The sequence below is a fragment of the Collimonas sp. genome, assembly GCF_035566375.1.
Taxonomy (GTDB): Bacteria; Pseudomonadota; Gammaproteobacteria; order Burkholderiales; family Burkholderiaceae_D; genus Collimonas.
Genome location: NZ_DATMRK010000071.1, coordinates 79,429 through 99,272, shown reverse-complemented (window position 1 = coordinate 99,272; position 19,844 = coordinate 79,429). Strand labels below are relative to the sequence as shown.

Here is a 19,844-nt window from a genome sequence, read left to right as displayed (position 1 = left end):
CAGAGGTCGAGACATGGCGTTCCGATCGGCGCCTCCTTAGTCTTCGCTACGTCGGAATGTTCGTACAACTATGTTATCCAGCGCAAACGGCCATAGACACGTACGAAAGCGAATAGTTGTCGCCGCGCGTGAACGTGATTGGCGCAGCTGCAAACAGGTCGCAGATATCGTAGGAAAAGCCCTACCCAAAAACCTACCTTTCCCGATAGCTTTCCACATCTGCCACGGCATACTGACTTGTCTATGGTTTGTGAAAAATATCAATAATAGGGAAGCAGGCAAGATGAAAATTTGTGGCACGTATCTCCGCTCGGCCAGCGCTACGCTGTTTTTTGTTTTTGGATTGATTTCGACACTGGCGCATGCCGACGTTCGTATTTCCGGTTCCGATACGGAAGAAAATCTGATCACCACTGCCATTGCGCAATATCAGCGCGGCAGTAAAAGCGATATCAAGGCCGAGTTCAGGGGAACCAGTGTCGGACTCAAGGACCTTTGCAAAGGCGCGGCTGATATCGTGCCGGCATCGAACAAGATACAGGCCGATCAAGCCAAAGCGTGTGCGGATAAAAAGATTTCCTATCTTGAGCTGCCAATCGCTTACGACGCTGTCGCGGTAATCGTCAACAAGTCGAACAATTGGGCCAATGACTTGACGATGGCAGAGTTGAAATCAATTTTTCATCCCGAATCTTTCAGCAAAATAACACGCTGGAACCAGGTGAGAATCGCCTACAACGATGCGCCGCTGAAGATCGTATCACCCGACACCAAGTCCGGGACGACCATGTTCTTCACGGAGCGCGTGAACGCCATGCGCGGCTTCCTGCGTGGCGACTCCACGATATTCAGCGACCATGACAAGATTATCGATGCGGTATCGGAAGATATCAACGCCATTGGCTTCGTCTCTCTTGGTGCGCTGGTCGAACACAAGGGCAATGTCCGTCCGATGCCAGTCAATTTCGGAAAAGGGGCTGTAATACCGGATGCAAGTTCGGTGCTGTCGGGAGCCTATGAGCCGTTGACCCGGCTGCTGTACGTGTATATCGCCCAGTCGGCATTAGCCAAACCTGAAGTCACGGCGTTCGCCAGCTATCTGTTCGAGAACGGTGACCGCTACGCGCGCTTTTCCGGATTCGTGCCGCTGGCCGCATCAAGCTATATCAGCAGCGCGCGACGCATAAAGGCTGGGCAATAGCGCCGCACCCTGATAACAGACCCTGGGGAAACAGTTCCCAGGATTCATCCGTTTTTATAACTTTCAGAAGAGGACACTTGCATGCATCGCAGTCTATTTATCGCAATTTCAGGCATGGCGTTTGCGCTTTCCGTCCATGCCAATCCGACAGCTCAATTATCAAGTCTCGCCGACGTGGAAGATGCTCTCGGTCAAGGTGTGCCGATCTCGGTGGTGCTGGATCTTGCCAAATGCGTTCCTGGCGCCGGCGCCACATCCCCCGGCACAGTCCGCGGCGGCCTCAAGATTGAGGCATACCGGATTCTTGCGGACGGCACGCTCAGCTTCGCCGACGGCCATGCCACGGTTGACCGCAGCGGCCAGCCTATCTGGCAGTTCCTGCGCTATCAGGTCAAGCCGGATCAAGCCGTGACGTTTACGATGGATGTGTTTTCGTTGCCGTCGTATACCCGCAAGGCTGAGCAAATCAGCTATGCGTGTGCGGTAAACAAAGGCGTCGCGTTCTTCATGAATTGAATCACTAATTGAATCACGCTCCCGGTCATTCGATGAAATGACCGCCCGCGCCGATCACCGTAACCGTGACGAATTTCGAACCTGCATGGTCGGTTTCATCGTAATTCACGATGAAATCGCCAGCATCCCAGTGATGCATCGTTTCCAACGCCTTGGCCAGAGCCGGCCTGCTGGGATTCGGTCCTGCGCGCCTTAGCCCTTCGACTAATACCTTCGCTGCGATGTAGCCGTCAAAACTTATATAGCTCGCCGTCAATTTACGTCCAGCTGCATTCGCGGTTTTCAATGCAGCCTGATATTCACGGGAGATATGGGTCTCGCCATTGAACGGCGACGGCGCCACTTGCGATATCACGATGCCTCTGCTTTCTTTACCTAGTTTTACAGCCAGCTGATGTCCGCCGATAAGACTGCGCGCCAGAAATTGAACCGGCGCCTTATCGGCAGCCTGATTGAATTGCTGCACGAAGGCCACGGCGTCATCGCCGGAGACGCCGAGTATGATCGCTTGCGGATGCATCTTTACTATCTTGAGTACCGCATCGGCCGCTTGCAAAGAGTTGAGCTGCATCGTCGCGACGCCGACCGGCGCCAGCTTGATTGCCTTCAATTTTTCTTCCAGGTCTTTTTGCAAGGCGAAACCGCCGGCGGTATCGTAGCGCGCCAGCGCCACCCGCGATAATCCCATTGTCTGTACATGGCGCAACAGAGCGTCCAGTTCAGTGGAGTAGCTGGCTCGCGTCATGAACAGGATGTGATTTACCGGCCGTGCATATAGCGACTCATTGCCAGCATACGGTGCTACATACGGTACGCCGGCAGCAGTGGCTATCGGCAGCGAAGCGAAGACCGTATTGGTGAACATGTGGCCGAACAACGCTAGTGCCTGATGCCGTTCGATTAATTCTGTGGTGTTGGCTTGAGCGCGTTTTGCGTCATAGCCATCATCCAAAGTGATTAAACGAATGCGGCGGCCGTTTACGCCGCCTTCCTTGTTGATTTTTTCAAAGTAGATTTGCGCGCCGTCTCGATAGGCTTCGCCCATTTCACTGAAACTGCCGCTTAACGGCGCGGATTGACCAAGAACGATGTCGGTCTGCTCGGCGGCATGTGCCGAAAAGAATAGATGCGCCGCTGCCGCGAATACGGCCAATCTGATAATAAGCTGTCTACGTCGCATTTTGAGTTCTTACTATTAAATGATCGTCAAGCACCTTGGCCAGGCGCATCACCGTCACGCCAGGCGCCACATGGCGCAGCGACGGCATGATGATGACGCAGTTGTCGTAAGGCGTGGAAATTTCCCGTTCGCCGTCGCGCGCGATGACGCTGCCGGCGTGCTTGATCAACTCCAGCCCGCGGAAATCTTGAGTAAATTCAAAATCTGTCGTGTCCGCGACGACCGGCTGGGTTACCTGGAAAAAGTGCTGGGTCAAGAGTTCGCCTTGCATCAAAAAATTATCCAGCTTGGTTGCCGCGACGACTCCGGTCTTGATCAGGAAGCGCAACGCGGCATCTAGTGCAACGCCTTGGCTCTGGAGTGAAAAATGCTGTCCGCTCTCGATCAGCAGCGCATTCTTCGGGCTGGCTGCGTCGCCAAAGCCGCCATAATCGCGCATCCGTTTTCCGTTTGGATGACCGGCATCGACGATCACATGTTCCGGTATGCCGATTTCCGCGGCAAAGCGGATGCCTTTTTGCAACGGCCCGCTTAGCAATAACGGCGGCGCTTCTTCGTGCATCGAATGCAGATCCAGCAAAAAATCGACACTATCGATGATTGGACGCAATTCCCGCGCGCGGCGCAATTCCAAGGTGTCGTCGTGGCTGTCGAGGCGGGCTGCCGACCAGACGCGATTCAAGTCTTCATCGATAAAACGGCTTGCGTCCGGATTCTTGCTATCGAAACGATGATAGGCCTCGACATTCGCAAAACCGAGTGTGACGCGGCCTTTAAGCAGGTGCAATCCGCCGCGCAGCAGTTTGTCGACCGCGATCGCGCCGCTGACTTCGTTGCCGTGGGTTAGCGCCATGATCATCACGTGCGGACCGGCGACGCCACTGTCAAATGCATGGACGTAATCGACGCCGGTATTTCCGTGCTGCCATCTGCGGATGTCGGGAAACGTCACCTCCATTGGATAGACTTGCAACTTGGCGCGAATTTGTTCCAAGGTATTCATAGATTCCACTCCAGCAAAAAAAAATGCAAAAAATGCGAAAAAATGCCGGACGCTCTTGGCGATCCGGCAGAAATAATGTGAATGCGTAGTGACAAAAAGTACTGACAAAAAAATGCTGACAGACGCCGGGATCTTAAAATGACTTGCGGCGCGCCATCCGGCGGCCCAGTGCAAGCACCGCGACAATGCTGATCAAGCCGGTTGCCATTACATAAAAACTGGGCGCCATCTTGTTGTTGCTGAAGGCAATCATCCAGGTAACGATCAGAGGCGAAAAGCCGCCGAATATGGTCACTGAAAAGTTGTAGCTAAGCGCTAATCCGGTGCCGCGGGTGCTGGTCGGGAAAATGTCCGACAGCATTGCCGGTATCGGTCCAAGGCATGCGGCCAGCAACACGCCGACTACCGCCTGGACCATGATCAGGGTCGTCACCGTCGGCCAGGTGGTCAACATCAGGAACAGCGGGTAGGAAGTGGCGCCGATCATCATCATCGCAATTGACAGTACCCGGAATCGTCCATAGCGGTCAGACAGTGTGCCGAACATCGGCGCCGTCACCATCAGGACGAAACCTGTCACCATCGCGCCGAGAAATGAAGACGTCGCGGGAATATGCAATTGCTTCAACGCGTAAGTCGGCATGTACACTTTGTGGACGTAGTTGAACGCAGTCGCGCCAGCAACCACGCCGATGCCCAGCAACAGATTCAAACGATCGTTAACCAGTACTACCCTCAATGGCGATTTCTCTGGCTTGACGGCGGCAAGTTTCTTGAACTCCGGTGTCTCGTCGATCTGGCTGCGGATGTACAGGCCAACCGGTCCTATCAGCAAGCCAACGCAAAAGGCGAGCCGCCAACCCCAGTCATTCAACTGATTCTCCGTCAACGCATAACTGAGAAGCGCACTGACGCCGGCTGCAAGTACAGTGGCCAGGCCTTGTGTCGATAATTGCCAGCTGGCGAAGAAGCCGCGCCGTTTGGCGTCCGCATGCTCAACCATGAAAGCGGTCGCCGCACCGAATTCGCCGCCGGTTGAAAAACCCTGCAGCATCCGGGCAGCGATGACGATCAACGGCGACAGGATGCCAATCTGGGAATAGGTCGGTGCGAAAGCAATCATCGCCGTGCCTGCCATCATGAAAAGAATCGACAGCGTCAGCGACGCCTTGCGCCCGGCCCGGTCGGCATACGAGCCCAGGATAACGGCGCCGAGCGGGCGCATGACGAAGGAAATGCCGAACGTGCCGACGCTAAGCAGCAAAGAGGTGGTCTCGTCCGCGGCGGGGAAAAACAATTTGCCGATCACAATCGCGAAATATCCGTAGATCAGCAAATCGTAAAATTCCAGCGCGTTGCCGATGCTGGCGGCGCAAATTTCTTTCCAGGGATTGCGCCTTGCGACTGGCATTGCGCCTATGTCGGTTGAATGAAACTGTGCTGACATGAGATATCTCCGGAATTGTAATGAGCGAGAAGTGTAGGGCGATGTTTTTTACGCTCATTGCTATTTCGGCAGCGATCGCTGCTCATTCGGCCCAGCCGATTTGCGGTGCACGCAACTGGTGCTGCGCACCATTGAAAAAGGGCTTATTTGGTGCTGCGGTGCGCGTAACTAGTGCGATGTGTAGTGCAATGCGTGGTGCAATGCATCATGAAGATCATCTTATTTATTTACTTACTTATTTACTTACTTATTTATTTTTGCAGCTGCTGACAGGCCCTGCCAGATAGCCTCCACCCGCGCATTGCTGCTGCGGCGCGAGCGGTACAGCGAAATATCGAAACTGACCCGCATGCTGGCGCCGCCGGCGACCGTCAGGTGGCCCTGCTTCAATTCATCCTGCACCAGCCTCTGCGGCAACCAGGTCAAGCCAGCGCCACGCTTGGCCATTTCCAGGATTGCTTCGTAAGAATCGGCCTGGCAGACCATGTGCAGCGGTAATTTGTGCGGCAGAGCCGCCAGATGCTGGGACAGCACGCTGCGCAGAGTCAATGACGGAGCGTAAGCTAGCCAGGGAATCGGTGTATCACCGGTTGGAGAAATGCGGAATTGAGGACGTCCTTTTGCATCTGGCGCACTGACGGGCAGCAGCACTTCGTGATCCAGTAAGATGGATTCGTAGAGATTGGGATCGATCAGCAGCCGGGTAGACGGACTGCCGTAACTCAACAGCAAATCGACGTCGCCGGACGCCAGGCGCATGATCCCCTCCTGTGCGCCGCCGGTGCTGAGCGACACCAGGAATGGACCGAAACGCTGGTTGATGGATTCACACCAGTCCGGGAAAAAGGTTTTCGCCAGCGTCCGGCCGGTTGCAATTCTCAGGGTCTGCTCCGAATGCGGCGCGGTGTTTTGCAACTGGGCGCGCGCTGCATGCAAGACATCCAGCGAATGGGTCGCCGCGTCCAGAAACAGCATGCCGGCCGGCGTCAGGGAAACCGGCTGTTTGCGTTCCGCCAGCGGTGCACCGACCCATTCTTCCAGTGCGCGAATGCGGCGGCCGAAGGCTGGAGACGTGACAAAACGATTTTCCGCCGCCCGCGAAAAATTGCGTGTCCGAGCCAATTCGACAAAATCCTCCAGCCATGCTAGTTGCATTCTTATCCTCTTACTATTGAGAGTTTCATCATTCAAGACATCGCCACGGCAGAGTCATCTGGGGTCAGAGTCAACGGGGTTAGTCAATTTCTGCAGTGCTTCATCGCCAACTTGACTCTGACCCCACATGACGGATTCGGAGAAAGACAGGACGCATTACGCCGTTTTGTTCTTTTTTAACGATGAGTCAGTACTCCGTGGCCCGCTAAGTGGGGTCAGAGTGAAGTTTCTGCAAAAAGCGCGCAGAAAGTTCACTCTGACCCCAGTTAGCTGCTGACCCCCACTTAGCTGCGTTTGTTAAGCGCATTGAAATGATACATGAGCAGATATCACGCAGGTTTTAAGCGGGGAACAAAATGCGGGGCAGGATTCATGACATCGCCACGGCAAGAGTCATCTGGGGTCAGAGTCAACTTTCGCAGTGCTTCATCGCGAAACTTGACTCTGACCCCACATGACGGATTCGGAGAAAGGCAGGGCGCACAACGCGGTTTTGTTTTTTTTAACGATGAGGCAGTACTCCGTGGCCCGCTAAGTGGGGTCAGAGTGAAGTTTCTGCAAAAAGCACGCAGAAAGTTCACTCTGACCCCAGTTAGCTGCTGATCCCACTTAGCTGCTGATCCCACTTAGCTGCGTTTGTTAAGCGCATTGAAATGATACATGAGCAGATATCACCATAGAGACTACTCGCACGCAGGTTTTAAGCGGGGAAGGACCAGATCGTGGTGACTGCAATCAGTGCGACGCTGGGGGAATTCTGTTGTTGTTGGAGTCGTACCTGGCCTCAGGGTAGAGGACGTCCTTTGCGTCTACCGTCAACACGCCAAGGAAATTAAATTGCGGTTCGCCTTCCGCCGTCTTTCCGACTTTGCAGAAATGCTCGACGCTCTTGGGGGAAACACCTTCTGCGTTGTTGGCCATCAATCCCGTAAATTCGGAAACGATTTTTTCCAGCATCGCCTCTGCTTCGTCGTCGGTCGGCAATTCCTGGTTCTTTTCCACCTGCTTGGCCAGCGCAATCTGGGCGTGCGCCGCTTGATACAAGCGCACGGCAACGCTGGAGCAGATTTCCCCTGGAGTACGTTCTTTCGGGGTCATGGATAAGAAATGGGCGCCGTCCGACGGTTGCGCCTGCGGCGGAGTATGGGTGAAGGGATCCGACGCCACCTGCAGGATATCCTTCTTGGCTGCCTCGGTAAATTTTGTAAATTTGTCGCCCGGTTTCATCGAAGTACCCAGGATGGTTTTGCTGTAGGGGACGTCCTGCCACATTTGACCCGCCTGCGCCGCCCAATCGCCGACATTCTTGTCGGTGGGTTTGTAGACCCAGTATTGGCCGTCCTGTATCGAAGACGCCTGCACCCGCATGGTGTTCGACGTGCCGAGTCCGCCGCGCGCTTCCAGTTGTTCTGCTTCGCCTTTTCCATCCAGCTCTGTCTTGACCGGATTTTGCTTGTCGTGCGCCCACATCATGATGTGAAAACAATTATCGTCGCCTTTGTTGTCCTCGATGCCATTCAGATTGGGCACCATTTGCAAGCCCAGGGAAAACGCATGCGCCTTCGATTCCGGAATGCTTTCCTTACGCACCAGGATGCATCCGGGAAATAAATCTTCCTTGCCGATTTTATGGGTGAAAGCCTGGGTTGCCTGGGTATGGAGCGCAGCTTCGGTCCCCGGTTTTTTCAACCATGTCTGGACCTGGCCTTTAACGTATTTCACCAGGTCGAGCGTATCTTTCACTTTGACTGTATCTGCGTCCTTGACTGTAAATTTACCCTTGACCACCATTTCATCCATCTTGGCGTCAAGCTGCGATGCGTGGGTGAATGAGTTCTTCAGATGCGCTGCAAGAGCGGCATTGCTAGCTTCGCCTTTATAGCCGACGCTCTTGCGGGGAGCTTGTTCAACTGTCAGGGCCGCTAGTGCGCTGCTTCCTTTGCTGCTGAAAACATTGCTGCTCGCTGCATTCTTTCCGCTGCCTGAAAGCGACTCTAATCCGGGCAGCGATTCCCGGGTTGGCGATCTGCTGCCGCTGCGGCGTGCAGCGCTATTGCCTTGCTGTTCCGAAGCAGCTTCGGTATCGATATGTTGGGATGTTGCGGGGGCGTTTCTGGTGATTTCCATTTTATTTACTCCATGATGTGATGACCTTACATTTTCGCGGCTGGATGCTGGCCGTTGAAAAGCGGACGGCGAAATTAGCCGGAAAATAGCGAAACAGATGACAACGGGATGACAATATTTCCCGGGATGGCGGCAAAGGAAGTATTCGGTATCGAATAACGGGTAAAAGCGCGATGAGGGGAGCTGAGAGTGGAAAGCGGAACCGTCAGGCGCGAATCCAGACGTATTCTCCATAGGCGATATTTTCGAACATGTCGTCCCGCGCCTGGAACATATTGTCGCGCCAGTAACGGCCGTGCTCGAGATAGTGATCGACGAGGTCGACCAGCCATTTTCCATCGATTTCATCGTCCAGGGCGATGCGGCTTATCAGCACGATGCCGCCGGTATCTACGTCCAGCCCAAGTTGCGCCTGGTCTTGCGCATAGACGGCAAGGTTGGCTTCCAGCAGCAATCTGAAGATGCGCAGCGTACGGCCGGCCGTGACTATGCCCAATTGAAAATTGACGTAGACGGCTTTTGGGTCGTCGTCGAAATAATCAATCGCCACCTCGAAACTGTCAATTTCGAGCAAGCCTGAATTCACCACACCGTCCACGTCGGCAATTTGCCGGATCGCACACAGTTCGCGAATCAATTCGTCGCGGCGTTCTATGCTCATAAATTTACAGGAAGAGGGATTGGAGATCGAGGGATCGACAAAAGAATAAACGGCATATCGTCAAAAGAAACTGGCAATATCCGGAACAACGGCGCCAGGCCGTTAGCCAACGATATCCTTGCTGGCCTTGAAACCCATCGTATGGACTTTGGCCAGAGCATTGGCCAAGTCAATGGCGTTCTCTGCCTTGGCAGCAGCTTCGATTATGTCCATTTGCTTATCTGTATTCAGACCGGTGATTGCAGACATGTTGACGCTCCCAGGTTAAAGCGCTGTATTTTAAAAAAGAGGCTGGTCGACACACGGCCGAGTGTCGGCCTGCCGCTGTCTGACGATTAGCCGACGATATCTTTGGCGGCCTTCAGACCCATCGTGTGGACCTTGGCCAGGGTGTTGGCCAGGTTGATTTCGTTTTCTGCTGCGGCCGCTGCTTCGATTATGTCCATTTGCTCATCTGTATTCAGACCGGTGATTGCAGACATGTTGACGCTCCCAGGTTAAAGCGCTGTATTTTAAAAAAGAGGCTGGTCGACACCCGGACGAGTGTCGGCCTGCCGCTGTCTGATGATTAGCCGACGATATCTTTGGCGGCCTTCAGACCCATCGTGTGGACCTTAGCCAGAGTGTTGGCCAGGTTGATGGCGTTTTCTGCTTCCGCTGCTGCTTCAATTTCAGCGATTTGTGCACCTGTGTCCAGACCGGTAATTGCTCCTGCCATTTTGATTCTCCTTGATGAAAGTGGTATAGGTTAAAAACAGATTGGTCGACACCTCGGAAGGCGCCGGCCGGTTGCTTACGATGATTAGCCGACGATATCTTTGGCTGCCTTCAGACCCATCGTGTGGACCTTGGCCAGGGTGTTAGCCAGGTTGATGGCGTTTTCTGCTGCCGCTGCCGCTTCAATTTCAGCGATTTGTGCACCTGTATCCAGACCTTTGATTGCTCCTGCCATTTTGATTCTCCTTGATGAAAGTGATGTAAATTAAAAAAGACTGGTCCACACCTTGAAAGGCGCCGGCCGGTTGTTTACGATGATTAGCCGACGATATCTTTGGCTGCCTTCAGACCCATCGTGTGGACCTTGGCCAGAGTGTTAGCCAAGTTGATGGCGTTTTCTGCTTCCGCTGCTGCTTCAATTTCAGCGATTTGTGCACCTGTATCCAGACCGGTAATTGCTCCTGCCATTTTGATTCTCCTTGATGAAAAACATGCTCCGATTTCGAAGCGGGCTAGATGGGCTCCGTGAGGAGTCCGGTTAAAATGTGCAATTCCCGCATGGGCATCACACAAAACTGAGTCGATGCCGTGAAAAACAGCCGCACGGCATTGAAAACTGAAAAACATTACGCACGCTGTTCCACTGCAGAGCGGCATAACTCGGCTGCCGCTCTCAATCCATCGACTATCACACCGCCGCTTTGGCGCTCGCTCGGGTCTGTGCTGGCCCGGTTGGCTTCGGCGGCGCTGAGCGCCATCTGTTCCAGTGCCTGTGCCACCGCCTTCAACTCGGCGGAATGGGCTGGATCGCCGGCTAACTTAGGTAGCGCATTTAAAGTATTGATCAGCGGTTCTGTCATATATTCGTACATTGCAATCACCTCATTGGAAACGGAGCGAAGCGTGTTGCGGCGAAACGAAACTTTTCGTACCGTCGCTCGACGCGAAATATTGCAGGCCGTCGACTGCCAGCGCGGAACCGATATCCTTAGCGGTAGCGATTTCGTCGGCGCGCATGACATTGACATCGACCTTTTTGACCAGCGGCCCCAGGTCGGCGCGGAATTGTTCTACAACTTTCTGGATGGCCTCGGGATGCAGTACGGTTCCTGTGACAGCAAACACGCCGTCGCCCCTGTATTGCACACTGACGTCGGGGGCGCGCAATGATTCTCTGAGATCGCGTACCACTTCGTCTGCCGCCCTTACGTTCCACTTCAAATGTCCGGCTGCGAAGGCGTGCGCCGCCTGATAGATCCTGGCTGCGGCGTCTTCCTGCTTGACGATGCCGCTGACGTTGAGCACGCCGTCTTGCTCGGTAATTGTCAGATCGTCTTGATTCAGCTGCGCCACAGCCAGTTTCAGTTTTTCCAGCGACGCCTGCGGTTGTGGCAGAGCGCCGCTCCGCAATGGATTCGTGCCGGGCACGATCATCGCGGTGGCGGTCACGGCAGCCAGCGCCGACGAGGCCAGAACCAGCCAGCTGATGGTTGCGTGGCGCGCCCAGATGGGGACAGTCTTGACTGGATGCAGAGATGCCTGCGCCTGGTCCGGTAAATTCTCCGACGCGGCTTGCTGAGTAGCTGGCTGATTGGCTTGCGGACTACAGACCATGCGCAGCAAGCTGATGTCGGACGGCCATGTTGCCTCTGCCGGCCCCGCGCATAGAACAATATCGCTGAAGCTGCGCGGCTCAAAATCTTCCAACTGGGCCTGCGGCTCGCTGTCATTTAAGACGCCTATCGCGACCTTGCCTTGCTCATCCAGCGTAAGCAGCATGGCCGGCGCGTTCCAGTCTGAGATTTGGATTTCAGACCTGGCGTCGCAACCGATCGTGGTATCGCCATTGGCCAGATTGATCACTGCTCCGGAGTGACGGCCAGTCAATACGCGAATCTGTTTTTTCATGGACTAACTCCCTTGTTCTGCTGTTGAATCAGGATCAATCAGGCTAGCGCTGCTGTTCACCTTGCTGTACTGCTTTGATATAAGTCTATCTTCGTGTTCTGCAGGCCCGCAGCCAAGGCCCGAATTTATTGGCTCGCGAACGAACTTGATTACCATCCGCGGCCGCGCAGGATAAGTGCTGAAAGCTTCGCCACGCCGATCGCACGTTCCATGTCGGTACGCTTGCGGGACAGGTTCAGCAGCAGCAACGGCAGCAGCAGATTCATGGTTTCCTCGGCGGCAGTGCGTGTTCGCCGGGATGCCGGGCCGGACCGGAGCAGCAGGGCGGTGGAAGACGCATCGCCACCTCTGATGATTGCCGGTACAGCTTGCTTGCCAGGCTCGACCAGCGCCACCAGGCGGTCGCGCACCGTATGCAAAGTAGTTGTCTGCGCGCGGGCTGCAACCGGCATTTGCAAAAATTCGCGCATGATCGCCAGAATCCTATAGGTTGTGCCTGATTGCGGCTTGCCGGAGGCCAGGCTGTCGCGTGCTCCGAGCAATGCTGTTTCGGCAGCCGCCTGGCCGTGCAGCCGCAAATTGGTGTCATGCGCCAATGGCCATGTGCCGAGTAGCAGAGCCTGTTCGCGGATTGGACGCCGGGCGGCCCGCATGATGTCGATAGTGCGCGCCGGACCCGCCGCATCAAATTGCACGCGCCCGGCATTGCCTGCACCATCGCGGCGGCGCTGGTGCAGATCCTCGCGCCGGTCGCGGTCGGATGGGCGGCCATCGTCGCTGGATTGACGAAGATTTATTGTGTTGAGTGCTGTACGTTGCGAGGAGGAATGCTCTTCCAGCATCATCAGCAAATCGTCGCTCATGGCGCCTGATTCGAGCTGCTCCGGTTCCCCGCTGGCGCCGCGCCGCGCCGTCTGCCGCCTGGCGCGCAGGGCAGCGGCCCGATGGCGATGGTGGCCGGGAAGCGGCAGCTGGATCGGCTGCTGGATCGGCTGTTCCTCGTCGTCCACCTGGTGCGGACTGTTCCAGCTGTCGATACGCGAGATGCTCATGGGAATATCACCTGGAACACGGAACGCGCATAGTTCTGGATGGCGGCGGCGGCCCATGGAGCGGCGATAACCACCACCACCGTCACGACTATCATTTTAATGCCCTGCGAGATGCTGGAATCCTGCAGCGAGGTAATCGCCTGCAGAAAAGCAATCACCAGGCCGGTGATTGCAGCAACGCCGACAACCGGCAGGGATACCAGCAGGGCCAGCGTCAATGCCTGTGTCGTCAGGTGGGTGATTGCATCGTATTCCATGGCTTCACCGATAAGTGGATATGAGTCCGTGAACCAAGGTGGACCAGCCGTCTAGCGATATGAACAGCAGCAGCTTGAATGGAATCGCGACGTTGCTCGGATTGACCTGGGATAGTCCCAACGCCATCAGCACGTTGGCAATCACCAGATCGATCACGATGAAACACAGGTATAGCAGGAAGCCGATCTTGAAAGCCGCAGTCAGCTCACTCAATGCGAACGCCGGCGCCAGCACGATCAAGTCGTCCGGCTTCAGCTCCGCGGCCCGTTCCGGCGGCCAGATCTGGCGCGCCGAGCGCATGAAAAACGCCTTCTCGCGTTCCGACGTATGCTTGCGCAGAAAGGCGCGGAACGGCTCGCGTGCGGCGTCGAACAATGGCATGATCTGCGATCCGGCGGTTTGTTCGCTCGACAGCTGCGCGTGCTTGACAGCTTCCATGCCTACCGGCGCCATCACGAAGCATGAAATGATGATGGCGACGCCGTTCAGCACCGAGGTCGGCGGCACTTGCTGCAAGCCGAGAGCATTGCGCAGCAGGCCCAGCACGACCACGATTTTCGTGTACGACGTGACCACCATCGCGGCGAACGGCAGGATGCTAAGGGCGAGCGCTGCGATCAGCAGCGACGCGATATCAGGAGTGCCGCTCATTGCGCTCTGCCATGCGGTGGATTTGCAGGCCCAGCTGGCCGCCGACTGCTACCAGTTCGCCAAACGCCAGAACCTGGCCATGCGAAACCAGCCGGATCTGGGCATCGTCTACCGGCACTGGAAGTTCCAGGATGCAGCCGGGTTCCAGCGCGGCGATTTGCGCTATGGGTAGATTGAGCGTAACAATTTCAAGATGGACTGGAATCTCAAGCTGTCCGACATAGATCTGCTGCGCCGCGTCTCCCATTTCTTCCGCTTCCAGGTCCGCAGGTTGATCGTTGTCCAGATTGTAGGTGGTCGTCATAGGTTTGTTCTCCAGGGTAATGGTGTGTGCCGCGACGCTTGCCAGCGCACTGGCGCACCAGCCGTTGCTGACGCCCCAGCGCAGCGCTACATTGTCGATAGGCGCGCCGCGCACGTAATTTCCGCGTGGCTGCCAGCCGAGCAAGATGTCACCGCAACGCAAGGAAGCGAGCAAGGCCTGGCTGCAATTGCGGCTGCGCAGCCGCAGATGGGTGGGCAGGGATAGTGCGGGTAATGCTTGCGTGGCGCCGGCGGCAGTCAGCCATTGCCGCTCGAGCAGCGTCGCCAACGCTGGCGGCAGATCGACAATCACAGCAACATCGGCAACATCAGGACAGGTGTCTGCCGATACGTGCTGGAATTCAAATGCCAGCCCCTGCGCCGGCGTCGCATCGTCAGCCAGCGCCAGCTCCGCAACGGTTGGTTGCGGATAGCCGTGCGCCGCCAGCTTGTCGAGCAACGGCGCCAGCCATAGATTGGCCAGTGCGATACGCCTTGGGTGGTCGGTGTCGAGCGCGATCATTTCAAGCGCCGGATGACTGGCCAGATCGACCAGCGCGGTCAGGACGCCGTAGGCAGAATCCAGGCGCAGCGTAGCAGCGCGTTTGAAGCTGACCGATGCCGCCGGCAGCGCACGCAGTTCGATGCCGGCGGCGCGGGCCGCCACGCGCATCGTGCTACGCGCATCGAATAAGCCTCGCGACAGACTGGCCAGCGCTGCAGGATAGGAGCGCAAGCGGTTGCCGATGGGGGTTGCCATGACTTCCTCCATACCTTGCTCCGTAACTTGCTGCGTAACTTGCTTATGCATAGGAATCCATCTCTTTTCTAGAGGCTTCAGGCCAGCTCGATGTCAATCTCGAGGCTGGCGCCGAGCCGGGAACGCAGACGCCGTTGCAGTGCGTCCGTGTTCAAGCAGATTAGGTCATTGGCCCGCGCATTACTGCAATCGAAGCGAAGCGACAGCCGGAAAGGCGAAAGTTTTAATTGCAGACGGGTCTCAGGCAGGATGGCAGGATTAAGCACGATGACTACTTCCCAGTTGCCGCCTCCCTGAACCGCCGGCGACGAACAGAAGTTGGCGATGCGCTCAGCCAGATGCTCGACTACCAGGTCGGCCTCCGCCGCCTGCGAGCATTGCCGGATCATGTGCGCGCGCAAGGCGGCGAGCGCATCCCGCTCGGCGTCGGTGCCAACTGCCGCAGTTGCCGCCGCAGCCTGATTGTCTTGCTCAGGCATGACTGGCGGAGCGTCATCCCGCTGCTCCGCGTCGTCGTCGGTCGATCGATCTTCGGAGCCAGCGTAGGTATTATCTGTCAGCGCTTGCCGGGCGGCGCCGAGAACTGCGTTGAAACGTGCTGTCCGCTGCCGTGCGGGGCGGCTTGGAGCGTTGTCGGAATGCGTTGCGGAAAGTCGCAGCACCCGCAATTCGCGGGCCTGCCGGAAGCGGTTATCCATGGCTAGAGATTAACCACGCCGACCGGCTGCAGCTCGACATCCGCTCCCAGTTCCTGGAATGAATACACCTGCAGTGCCGGAAAACCTTGCTCAATCATGCGCCGGAAGTAACGTCGGATATCCATTGCTGTAACAACCGCGACGCCAGCCGCAGGTTCGCTGCCGACGGCGCTTTGGACCGACTCCAGCAGGGCGTCGATCTGTTGCGGTTCAAGCGTCAGGAAATTGCCCGCCGGGGTGGGCTTGATAGCCTGGCGAATCGTCTGTTCGACGTCAGCGTCGAGCACGATCGCCTGCATTTTCCCGGTGCCTGCCGTCGCCCGGTGGGCGATGAAGCGGCCCAGATCGCCGCGTACGTATTCGGTTAGCATCAGAACGTCCTTTTCCTTGGCGCCCCATGCCACCAGGCTTTCCAGGATTGCCCGGATATTCCGGATCGGTACGTGCTCTTCGAGAAGACGCCTGAATACTTCTGCTATCTTCGGCACGGTCGAAACTTTCTGCACCTCTGCCACCAGGCCCGGATACTCGGCGCCGACTCGATCCAGTATCCACTGCGTCTCTTGCAGTCCGATGAAGAGATGCGCTGCACGTCGCACCGAATTGCAGACATCGTCTGCCAGCACCTGTTCGCGTTGACTGACTGACTCCGGCATTTCTACCGGCGGCAACGGCACCTCTTGCAGCAGGATCTGGTACGACAGGCCGGGCAGGTTGTCGGCGGTCCAGACAGCAGTGCGCGGGAAAGGCAGGCCAAGTTCTTCTACCAGCCGCAGCCGTATCTCGTTCAGGGCCAGGTTCAAGGCCGTCTCGTCGAGCCGGCCGGTCAGGTTTTTCGATAGGCGCAAGGACAGCGGCACGGCAAACGCGGGGGCGTGCTGGGCGATGCTTGGCGTGCCGCCTTTGACGCCGTCGGTGAGCAGGGCGGAGAGTTCGGTCCCGGCATCGGGCTGGGTTTGGCGCTGCTTGCGGCGCAAGTTGTAGCCGCCGGCGAAGATCGCAGCCGCCAATACCAGGAACAAGGTGGTCGGAAAGCCTGGCACCATGGCGAAGCCGCATAACATCGCCGAAGCACTGAACAGGGCATTCGCGTTGGTCGACAGCTGCGCTGCGATATCCATGCCTAGCGAGCGCGGCCGGCTGTGTTCGTCAGCCACGCGGGTGATCAAGATACCGGCCGCGACCGAGATCAGCAACGATGGAATTTGCGAAACCATCGCATCGCCGATGGAAAGCACGGAAAAGCGATTGGCAGCTTCGCCGGCGCTCATGCCATGGTAGCTGACGCCGATTACCATGCCTGCCAAGATGTTAACCATGGTGATGACCAGGCCGGCGATCGCATCGCCCTTGACGAATTTCATCGCGCCGTCCATGCCGCCATGCAGCTGGCTCTCGATGGCCAGCAGTGCACGCCGCTGCCTGGCGTCTTCGACCGAAAGATTACCTGCCTTGACGTCGGCGTCAATGCTCATCTGCTTGCCCGGCATTGCATCCAGCGTGAAACGCGCGCCCACCTCCGCCACCCGTTCCGAGCCTTTGGCGATGACAATGAACTGCACGGTTGCGATGATCAGAAACACCACCAGCCCGACCACCAGGTTGCCGCCGACAACCAGTTCGCCAAAGCTCTCGATAATGTGGCCGGCTTCGGCGTTCAGCAAGATCGATTTGGTCGAGGCTATGTTAAGCGACAGACGGAACAAGGTAGTAAACAACAGCAAGGATGGAAAGGCCGACAACGATGTGGCGCTGGGAATGTACATCGTCACCATCAGCAGCACGATGCTGATGGTGATATTCAGGCCCAGCAGCATATCGATCAGAAAAGTGGGCAAAGGCAGGATCATCAAGGCGATAACCGAGATCACCAGCGCTACGATGCCGACTTCGCCGCTGATATTGAAGAGGCGCGACGATTTCATGTAAATCTCCTTCAAGCTGGATTGACAGCTGTGTTGTGGCCTTTGCCCATATCGTCAACCCAGGCCAGCACTGCTGCTACCGCGTCGAAAAGGGGTTCGGGGATGGTTTCTTCCAGGGCAACCAGATACAGCGCGCGCGCCAATGGCGGGTTGCCGACAATCGGAACGCCATGCAGAGCCGCCAGTTCACGGATGACACGCGCTTCGTCATCGGTTCCCTTGGCGATGACGCGCGGCAAGCCGCACTCTTCAGGCACGTAGCGCAGGGCGACAGCGTAGTGGGTCGGGTTGACAACCACCACATTGGCCTGCCCCACATGCGATTTCTGCGGCGCGTTGGCAAGTTCCTTTGACAGTTTGCGCAGCTCTTGCTTGATTTGCGGATTGCCGTTGCTTTCCTTGTTCTCCCGTTTGACTTCATCCTTGCTCATGCGGTGATCCCTGATGAACAACCAGCGCTGGATAGCAAAGTCGGCCGTGCCTATCACCAGGAAAACCACGGCAGAGATGGCGAGCATCTTGCATAAAGCGCCCCAGGCGATACTGTCCAATCCCAGGATCGGCTGGTACACGACCCCGATCAGCAAGGGCATCAGTATCAGCACGGTTTTCCACAGTACCGTGCTCAAAATGCAAGCTTTGACCACGGTTTTGGCCAGCTCTATCATCGAGCGCATCGAAAAGATCCGCTTCAGTCCCGACGCCGGGTTGATTGAATTGAATTTCAGTTCCAGCGGCTTGAAGGCGAGTTGCAAGCCGACTTGCGCCGCAATCACGGCAGCCGAAATCAGTGCGGCGAGCAGCGCTATGGGCAGGCAAATAGCCAAGCCGCGTGTGCCGGCAGTCACCAGCGCATCGGTATAGCTAAAGTTTTCCGATTGGGCATTCGCAACGTCGAGCCCCATGCGCAGCAGCAAACGCAATTGTTCTGTCATGACCGGGCCGCCCAGCGAAAAACCGATCGCTGCGCTGAATAGAATTGCGGCAAACGGCAAATCCTGGCTTTTCGAGGTTTCGCCGTCGCGCCGGGCGTCGGTCAGTTTCTTTTCACTGGGTTCTTCGGTTTTTTCGTCGGACATGGAGGTATACCGAAATAAGGTGTGCAGCGATTATTGAGTCGGCGCGCCAGCGGCAAGAGCGCGAATGCGAACCGATGCGCGTCGTGGCGAAGCAGGAGGGTATTGCCGTCCTCGGGAAGTCCTTGTCCAGCCTTCCGGTCTTCGTCGCTCAGTGCGATGTTTCGCTAGTTGCGATGCCGGTTCGTATCTGCAGCGGTAATCACTGCGAGGTTGATTTACCTTCTGGTACTACCTACCGCGTAGTGCGTGCTGTTCTCAAGGCGGCGTGCGGGTTTTTTTCTTCGAGGAGCCGGATATGAAGACGGGAAATTGCAGTAACGAGCTGTTAACGGGGCTGATCGAACTATTGATGTTCGGCGCCAAGCACAACTATATCGAGCCAACCGAGCGCCTGCTGGCGGCGGTGCACCTGATGCGGCCGGGTTTTATCGAGCTGCGCGCGTACGACGCCTGGATTTTGATCCGTCAGAAGCGTTTCTCCGACGCCGTGCGTCTGTTGCGAGAGCTTGAGCAGCAACCCTTGCGAGGATCGTTCGGCCCTTACGTCAGTTCGCTGCTGGCGATCTGCCTGGCCAATCAGAACGATGAGTCCTGGCGTCACTATGCAAATGAAGTCATGTCGGGCAAGGAGGATGCCGACTCGATCGAGCTCATGACTACCCTGATGGGGCAGGCAGGCGAGAAGACGGCGAAACGGCCGGCTGTGGCACAGATCGATAAGAGTCAATTGCAATTTTTGCTACAACACCGGCATCTGCGGGCTTAAGGAGATCAATATGAGCATGACAATTCCACCACTGCCACCGATCTCAAGCACACCCGCAATGCAGGGTGGTGCGGGCGCTGCCAAGGAAAGCGCGGCAGCCGCAGTGGCGCCGACGCCGGCGCCGCGCAGCGATCTGGTCGAACAGTTCCGCGCCAAGTTCGAGCAAGCGCGCCTTTCGCCGCAAAGCGTGACGCACTTCCAGGGACCTTCTGCGGTATCGCAAATGATTACGCAACAAGACCAGGCCATGGGAACCTTGACCAACAAGGTCGACGCCTTCGCAGCAGGCGCCGACAAGATGAGCATGCAAGAGGTGGTTGCGCAATCGGTAAAGGTACAGCTTGACGTTGCCACCTTGACGGCCAAGCTTTATCTGGGACAAACGCTTGCGCAAGGCAGCAAGGGCGCCATACAGACCTTGGTCAAGAATCAGTAGG

Annotated in this window: 25 protein-coding genes; 5 read left to right on the top strand and 20 right to left on the bottom strand. The window is 56.6% G+C overall.

Annotation, left to right across the window (positions count from 1 at the left end; genetic code table 11):
• Window positions 1-70 precede the first annotated feature (70 nt).
• Window positions 71-1,201 carry a substrate-binding domain-containing protein gene (locus VNZ60_RS21785; protein ID WP_325662916.1) on the top strand — a complete coding sequence of 377 codons (1,131 nt, stop codon included), beginning with the start codon at window positions 71-73 and terminating at the stop codon, window positions 1,199-1,201.
• A gap of 81 nt (window positions 1,202-1,282) precedes the next feature.
• Window positions 1,283-1,717: a VirK family protein gene (locus VNZ60_RS21780; RefSeq protein WP_325662914.1), complete on the top strand. Its 435-nt coding sequence runs from the start codon at window positions 1,283-1,285 to the stop codon at window positions 1,715-1,717.
• 25 nt (window positions 1,718-1,742) lie between these two features.
• Here the strand turns inward: VNZ60_RS21780 and VNZ60_RS21775 are convergent, their stop codons facing one another.
• From VNZ60_RS21775 to VNZ60_RS21765, 3 genes are all read right to left on the bottom strand, one after another.
• A complete protein-coding gene (locus tag VNZ60_RS21775; RefSeq protein WP_325662912.1) occupies window positions 1,743-2,897 on the bottom strand; it encodes an ABC transporter substrate-binding protein in 1,155 nt (384 codons plus the stop codon).
• Entirely contained in the window at window positions 2,887-3,900 is a 1,014-nt protein-coding gene (locus tag VNZ60_RS21770) for a M14 family metallopeptidase (RefSeq protein WP_325662911.1), read from the bottom strand. Before VNZ60_RS21770 ends, VNZ60_RS21775 begins: the two co-directional genes overlap by 11 nt.
• Window positions 3,901-4,033: 133 nt before the next feature.
• Window positions 4,034-5,347, bottom strand: coding sequence for an MFS transporter (locus VNZ60_RS21765; protein WP_325662910.1), 1,314 nt, complete (start codon window positions 5,345-5,347; stop codon window positions 4,034-4,036).
• Between the two features lie 20 nt (window positions 5,348-5,367).
• On the opposite strand from VNZ60_RS21765, the gene VNZ60_RS21760 reads away from it, so the two are divergent.
• Window positions 5,368-5,634 (top strand): hypothetical protein, encoded by a 267-nt coding sequence (locus tag VNZ60_RS21760; protein WP_325662909.1) that lies wholly within the window; start codon window positions 5,368-5,370, stop codon window positions 5,632-5,634.
• Here the strand turns inward: VNZ60_RS21760 and VNZ60_RS21755 are convergent.
• The 17 genes from VNZ60_RS21755 to sctU form a co-directional block, all read right to left on the bottom strand.
• Complete coding sequence (locus tag VNZ60_RS21755) at window positions 5,591-6,502, bottom strand: LysR family transcriptional regulator (protein ID WP_325662907.1); 912 nt, start codon at window positions 6,500-6,502, stop codon at window positions 5,591-5,593. The two genes, VNZ60_RS21760 and VNZ60_RS21755, sit on opposite strands and share 44 nt — an antisense overlap.
• A 735-nt stretch (window positions 6,503-7,237) precedes the next feature.
• Entirely contained in the window at window positions 7,238-8,629 is a 1,392-nt protein-coding gene (locus VNZ60_RS21750) for a hypothetical protein (protein WP_325662905.1), read from the bottom strand.
• Window positions 8,630-8,834: 205 nt separating this feature from the next.
• On the bottom strand, window positions 8,835-9,290 hold the full coding sequence (locus VNZ60_RS21745) for a CesT family type III secretion system chaperone (RefSeq protein ID WP_325662903.1): 456 nt from the start codon (window positions 9,288-9,290) through the stop codon (window positions 8,835-8,837).
• A gap of 102 nt (window positions 9,291-9,392) precedes the next feature.
• Window positions 9,393-9,539 carry a hypothetical protein gene (locus tag VNZ60_RS21740; RefSeq protein WP_325662901.1) on the bottom strand — a complete coding sequence of 49 codons (147 nt, stop codon included), beginning with the start codon at window positions 9,537-9,539 and terminating at the stop codon, window positions 9,393-9,395.
• A gap of 86 nt (window positions 9,540-9,625) precedes the next feature.
• Window positions 9,626-9,772 (bottom strand): hypothetical protein, encoded by a 147-nt coding sequence (locus tag VNZ60_RS21735; RefSeq protein WP_325662899.1) that lies wholly within the window; start codon window positions 9,770-9,772, stop codon window positions 9,626-9,628.
• 86 nt (window positions 9,773-9,858) lie between these two features.
• Complete coding sequence (locus VNZ60_RS21730) at window positions 9,859-10,008, bottom strand: hypothetical protein (protein WP_325662895.1); 150 nt, start codon at window positions 10,006-10,008, stop codon at window positions 9,859-9,861.
• 84 nt (window positions 10,009-10,092) lie between these two features.
• Window positions 10,093-10,242, bottom strand: a complete 150-nt coding sequence (locus VNZ60_RS21725; RefSeq protein ID WP_176992679.1) for a hypothetical protein — start codon at window positions 10,240-10,242, stop codon at window positions 10,093-10,095.
• A gap of 83 nt (window positions 10,243-10,325) precedes the next feature.
• Window positions 10,326-10,475, bottom strand: a complete 150-nt coding sequence (locus VNZ60_RS21720) for a hypothetical protein (protein WP_325662895.1) — start codon at window positions 10,473-10,475, stop codon at window positions 10,326-10,328.
• Window positions 10,476-10,633: 158 nt separating this feature from the next.
• Window positions 10,634-10,879, bottom strand: coding sequence for a hypothetical protein (locus VNZ60_RS21715; protein ID WP_325662893.1), 246 nt, complete (start codon window positions 10,877-10,879; stop codon window positions 10,634-10,636).
• 10 nt (window positions 10,880-10,889) lie between these two features.
• On the bottom strand, window positions 10,890-11,915 hold the full coding sequence (gene hrpD5, locus VNZ60_RS21710) for an HrpD5 family protein (protein ID WP_325662891.1): 1,026 nt from the start codon (window positions 11,913-11,915) through the stop codon (window positions 10,890-10,892).
• Between the two features lie 149 nt (window positions 11,916-12,064).
• Window positions 12,065-12,967, bottom strand: coding sequence for a hypothetical protein (locus VNZ60_RS21705; protein WP_325662889.1), 903 nt, complete (start codon window positions 12,965-12,967; stop codon window positions 12,065-12,067).
• Window positions 12,964-13,224 carry a type III secretion system export apparatus subunit SctS gene (gene sctS, locus VNZ60_RS21700; RefSeq protein ID WP_092351180.1) on the bottom strand — a complete coding sequence of 87 codons (261 nt, stop codon included), beginning with the start codon at window positions 13,222-13,224 and terminating at the stop codon, window positions 12,964-12,966. The genes VNZ60_RS21705 and sctS overlap by 4 nt, the downstream gene beginning before the upstream one ends.
• 4 nt (window positions 13,225-13,228) lie before the next feature.
• A complete protein-coding gene (gene sctR / locus VNZ60_RS21695; RefSeq protein WP_092351181.1) occupies window positions 13,229-13,876 on the bottom strand; it encodes a type III secretion system export apparatus subunit SctR in 648 nt (215 codons plus the stop codon).
• A complete protein-coding gene (gene sctQ / locus VNZ60_RS21690; RefSeq protein ID WP_325662885.1) occupies window positions 13,860-14,939 on the bottom strand; it encodes a type III secretion system cytoplasmic ring protein SctQ in 1,080 nt (359 codons plus the stop codon). Before sctQ ends, sctR begins: the two co-directional genes overlap by 17 nt.
• Before the next feature lie 77 nt (window positions 14,940-15,016).
• Window positions 15,017-15,637: a type III secretion system protein SctP gene (gene sctP / locus VNZ60_RS21685; protein WP_325662883.1), complete on the bottom strand. Its 621-nt coding sequence runs from the start codon at window positions 15,635-15,637 to the stop codon at window positions 15,017-15,019.
• Window positions 15,638-15,639: 2 nt separating this feature from the next.
• The gene (locus tag VNZ60_RS21680; RefSeq protein WP_414648939.1) at window positions 15,640-17,562 is read right to left on the bottom strand and encodes an FHIPEP family type III secretion protein; all 1,923 of its coding nucleotides are present in this window, start codon (window positions 17,560-17,562) and stop codon (window positions 15,640-15,642) included.
• 11 nt (window positions 17,563-17,573) lie between these two features.
• On the bottom strand, window positions 17,574-18,641 hold the full coding sequence (gene sctU / locus VNZ60_RS21675; RefSeq protein ID WP_325662881.1) for a type III secretion system export apparatus subunit SctU: 1,068 nt from the start codon (window positions 18,639-18,641) through the stop codon (window positions 17,574-17,576).
• A 295-nt stretch (window positions 18,642-18,936) separates the two neighbouring features.
• Between sctU and VNZ60_RS21670 the strand changes: the two genes are divergently transcribed.
• Both VNZ60_RS21670 and VNZ60_RS21665 read left to right on the top strand, forming a co-directional pair.
• Entirely contained in the window at window positions 18,937-19,407 is a 471-nt protein-coding gene (locus VNZ60_RS21670) for an HrpB1 family type III secretion system apparatus protein (protein WP_325662879.1), read from the top strand.
• A gap of 10 nt (window positions 19,408-19,417) precedes the next feature.
• Entirely contained in the window at window positions 19,418-19,843 is a 426-nt protein-coding gene (locus VNZ60_RS21665; protein ID WP_325662877.1) for a hypothetical protein, read from the top strand.
• Window position 19,844 lies beyond the last annotated feature (1 nt).

Excerpts from the sequence above, each read along its gene's own strand:
- VNZ60_RS21785 (WP_325662916.1), top strand. The coding sequence starts at position 71 with ATGTTATCCAGCGCAAACGGCCATAGACACGTACGAAAGCGAATAGTT.
- VNZ60_RS21780 (WP_325662914.1), top strand. The coding sequence starts at position 1,283 with ATGCATCGCAGTCTATTTATCGCAATTTCAGGCATGGCGTTTGCGCTT.
- VNZ60_RS21775 (WP_325662912.1), bottom strand. The coding sequence starts at position 2,897 with ATGCGACGTAGACAGCTTATTATCAGATTGGCCGTATTCGCGGCAGCG.
- VNZ60_RS21770 (WP_325662911.1), bottom strand. The coding sequence starts at position 3,900 with ATGAATACCTTGGAACAAATTCGCGCCAAGTTGCAAGTCTATCCAATG.
- VNZ60_RS21765 (WP_325662910.1), bottom strand. The coding sequence starts at position 5,347 with ATGTCAGCACAGTTTCATTCAACCGACATAGGCGCAATGCCAGTCGCA.
- VNZ60_RS21760 (WP_325662909.1), top strand. The coding sequence starts at position 5,368 with ATGAGCGAGAAGTGTAGGGCGATGTTTTTTACGCTCATTGCTATTTCG.
- VNZ60_RS21755 (WP_325662907.1), bottom strand. The coding sequence starts at position 6,502 with ATGCAACTAGCATGGCTGGAGGATTTTGTCGAATTGGCTCGGACACGC.
- VNZ60_RS21750 (WP_325662905.1), bottom strand. The coding sequence starts at position 8,629 with ATGGAAATCACCAGAAACGCCCCCGCAACATCCCAACATATCGATACC.
- VNZ60_RS21745 (WP_325662903.1), bottom strand. The coding sequence starts at position 9,290 with ATGAGCATAGAACGCCGCGACGAATTGATTCGCGAACTGTGTGCGATC.
- VNZ60_RS21740 (WP_325662901.1), bottom strand. The coding sequence starts at position 9,539 with ATGTCTGCAATCACCGGTCTGAATACAGATAAGCAAATGGACATAATC.
- VNZ60_RS21735 (WP_325662899.1), bottom strand. The coding sequence starts at position 9,772 with ATGTCTGCAATCACCGGTCTGAATACAGATGAGCAAATGGACATAATC.
- VNZ60_RS21730 (WP_325662895.1), bottom strand. The coding sequence starts at position 10,008 with ATGGCAGGAGCAATTACCGGTCTGGACACAGGTGCACAAATCGCTGAA.
- VNZ60_RS21725 (WP_176992679.1), bottom strand. The coding sequence starts at position 10,242 with ATGGCAGGAGCAATCAAAGGTCTGGATACAGGTGCACAAATCGCTGAA.
- VNZ60_RS21720 (WP_325662895.1), bottom strand. The coding sequence starts at position 10,475 with ATGGCAGGAGCAATTACCGGTCTGGATACAGGTGCACAAATCGCTGAA.
- VNZ60_RS21715 (WP_325662893.1), bottom strand. The coding sequence starts at position 10,879 with ATGTACGAATATATGACAGAACCGCTGATCAATACTTTAAATGCGCTA.
- hrpD5 (WP_325662891.1), bottom strand. The coding sequence starts at position 11,915 with ATGAAAAAACAGATTCGCGTATTGACTGGCCGTCACTCCGGAGCAGTG.
- VNZ60_RS21705 (WP_325662889.1), bottom strand. The coding sequence starts at position 12,967 with ATGAGCATCTCGCGTATCGACAGCTGGAACAGTCCGCACCAGGTGGAC.
- sctS (WP_092351180.1), bottom strand. The coding sequence starts at position 13,224 with ATGGAATACGATGCAATCACCCACCTGACGACACAGGCATTGACGCTG.
- sctR (WP_092351181.1), bottom strand. The coding sequence starts at position 13,876 with ATGAGCGGCACTCCTGATATCGCGTCGCTGCTGATCGCAGCGCTCGCC.
- sctQ (WP_325662885.1), bottom strand. The coding sequence starts at position 14,939 with ATGGCAACCCCCATCGGCAACCGCTTGCGCTCCTATCCTGCAGCGCTG.
- sctP (WP_325662883.1), bottom strand. The coding sequence starts at position 15,637 with ATGGATAACCGCTTCCGGCAGGCCCGCGAATTGCGGGTGCTGCGACTT.
- VNZ60_RS21680 (WP_414648939.1), bottom strand. The coding sequence starts at position 17,562 with ATGAAATCGTCGCGCCTCTTCAATATCAGCGGCGAAGTCGGCATCGTA.
- sctU (WP_325662881.1), bottom strand. The coding sequence starts at position 18,641 with ATGTCCGACGAAAAAACCGAAGAACCCAGTGAAAAGAAACTGACCGAC.
- VNZ60_RS21670 (WP_325662879.1), top strand. The coding sequence starts at position 18,937 with ATGAAGACGGGAAATTGCAGTAACGAGCTGTTAACGGGGCTGATCGAA.
- VNZ60_RS21665 (WP_325662877.1), top strand. The coding sequence starts at position 19,418 with ATGAGCATGACAATTCCACCACTGCCACCGATCTCAAGCACACCCGCA.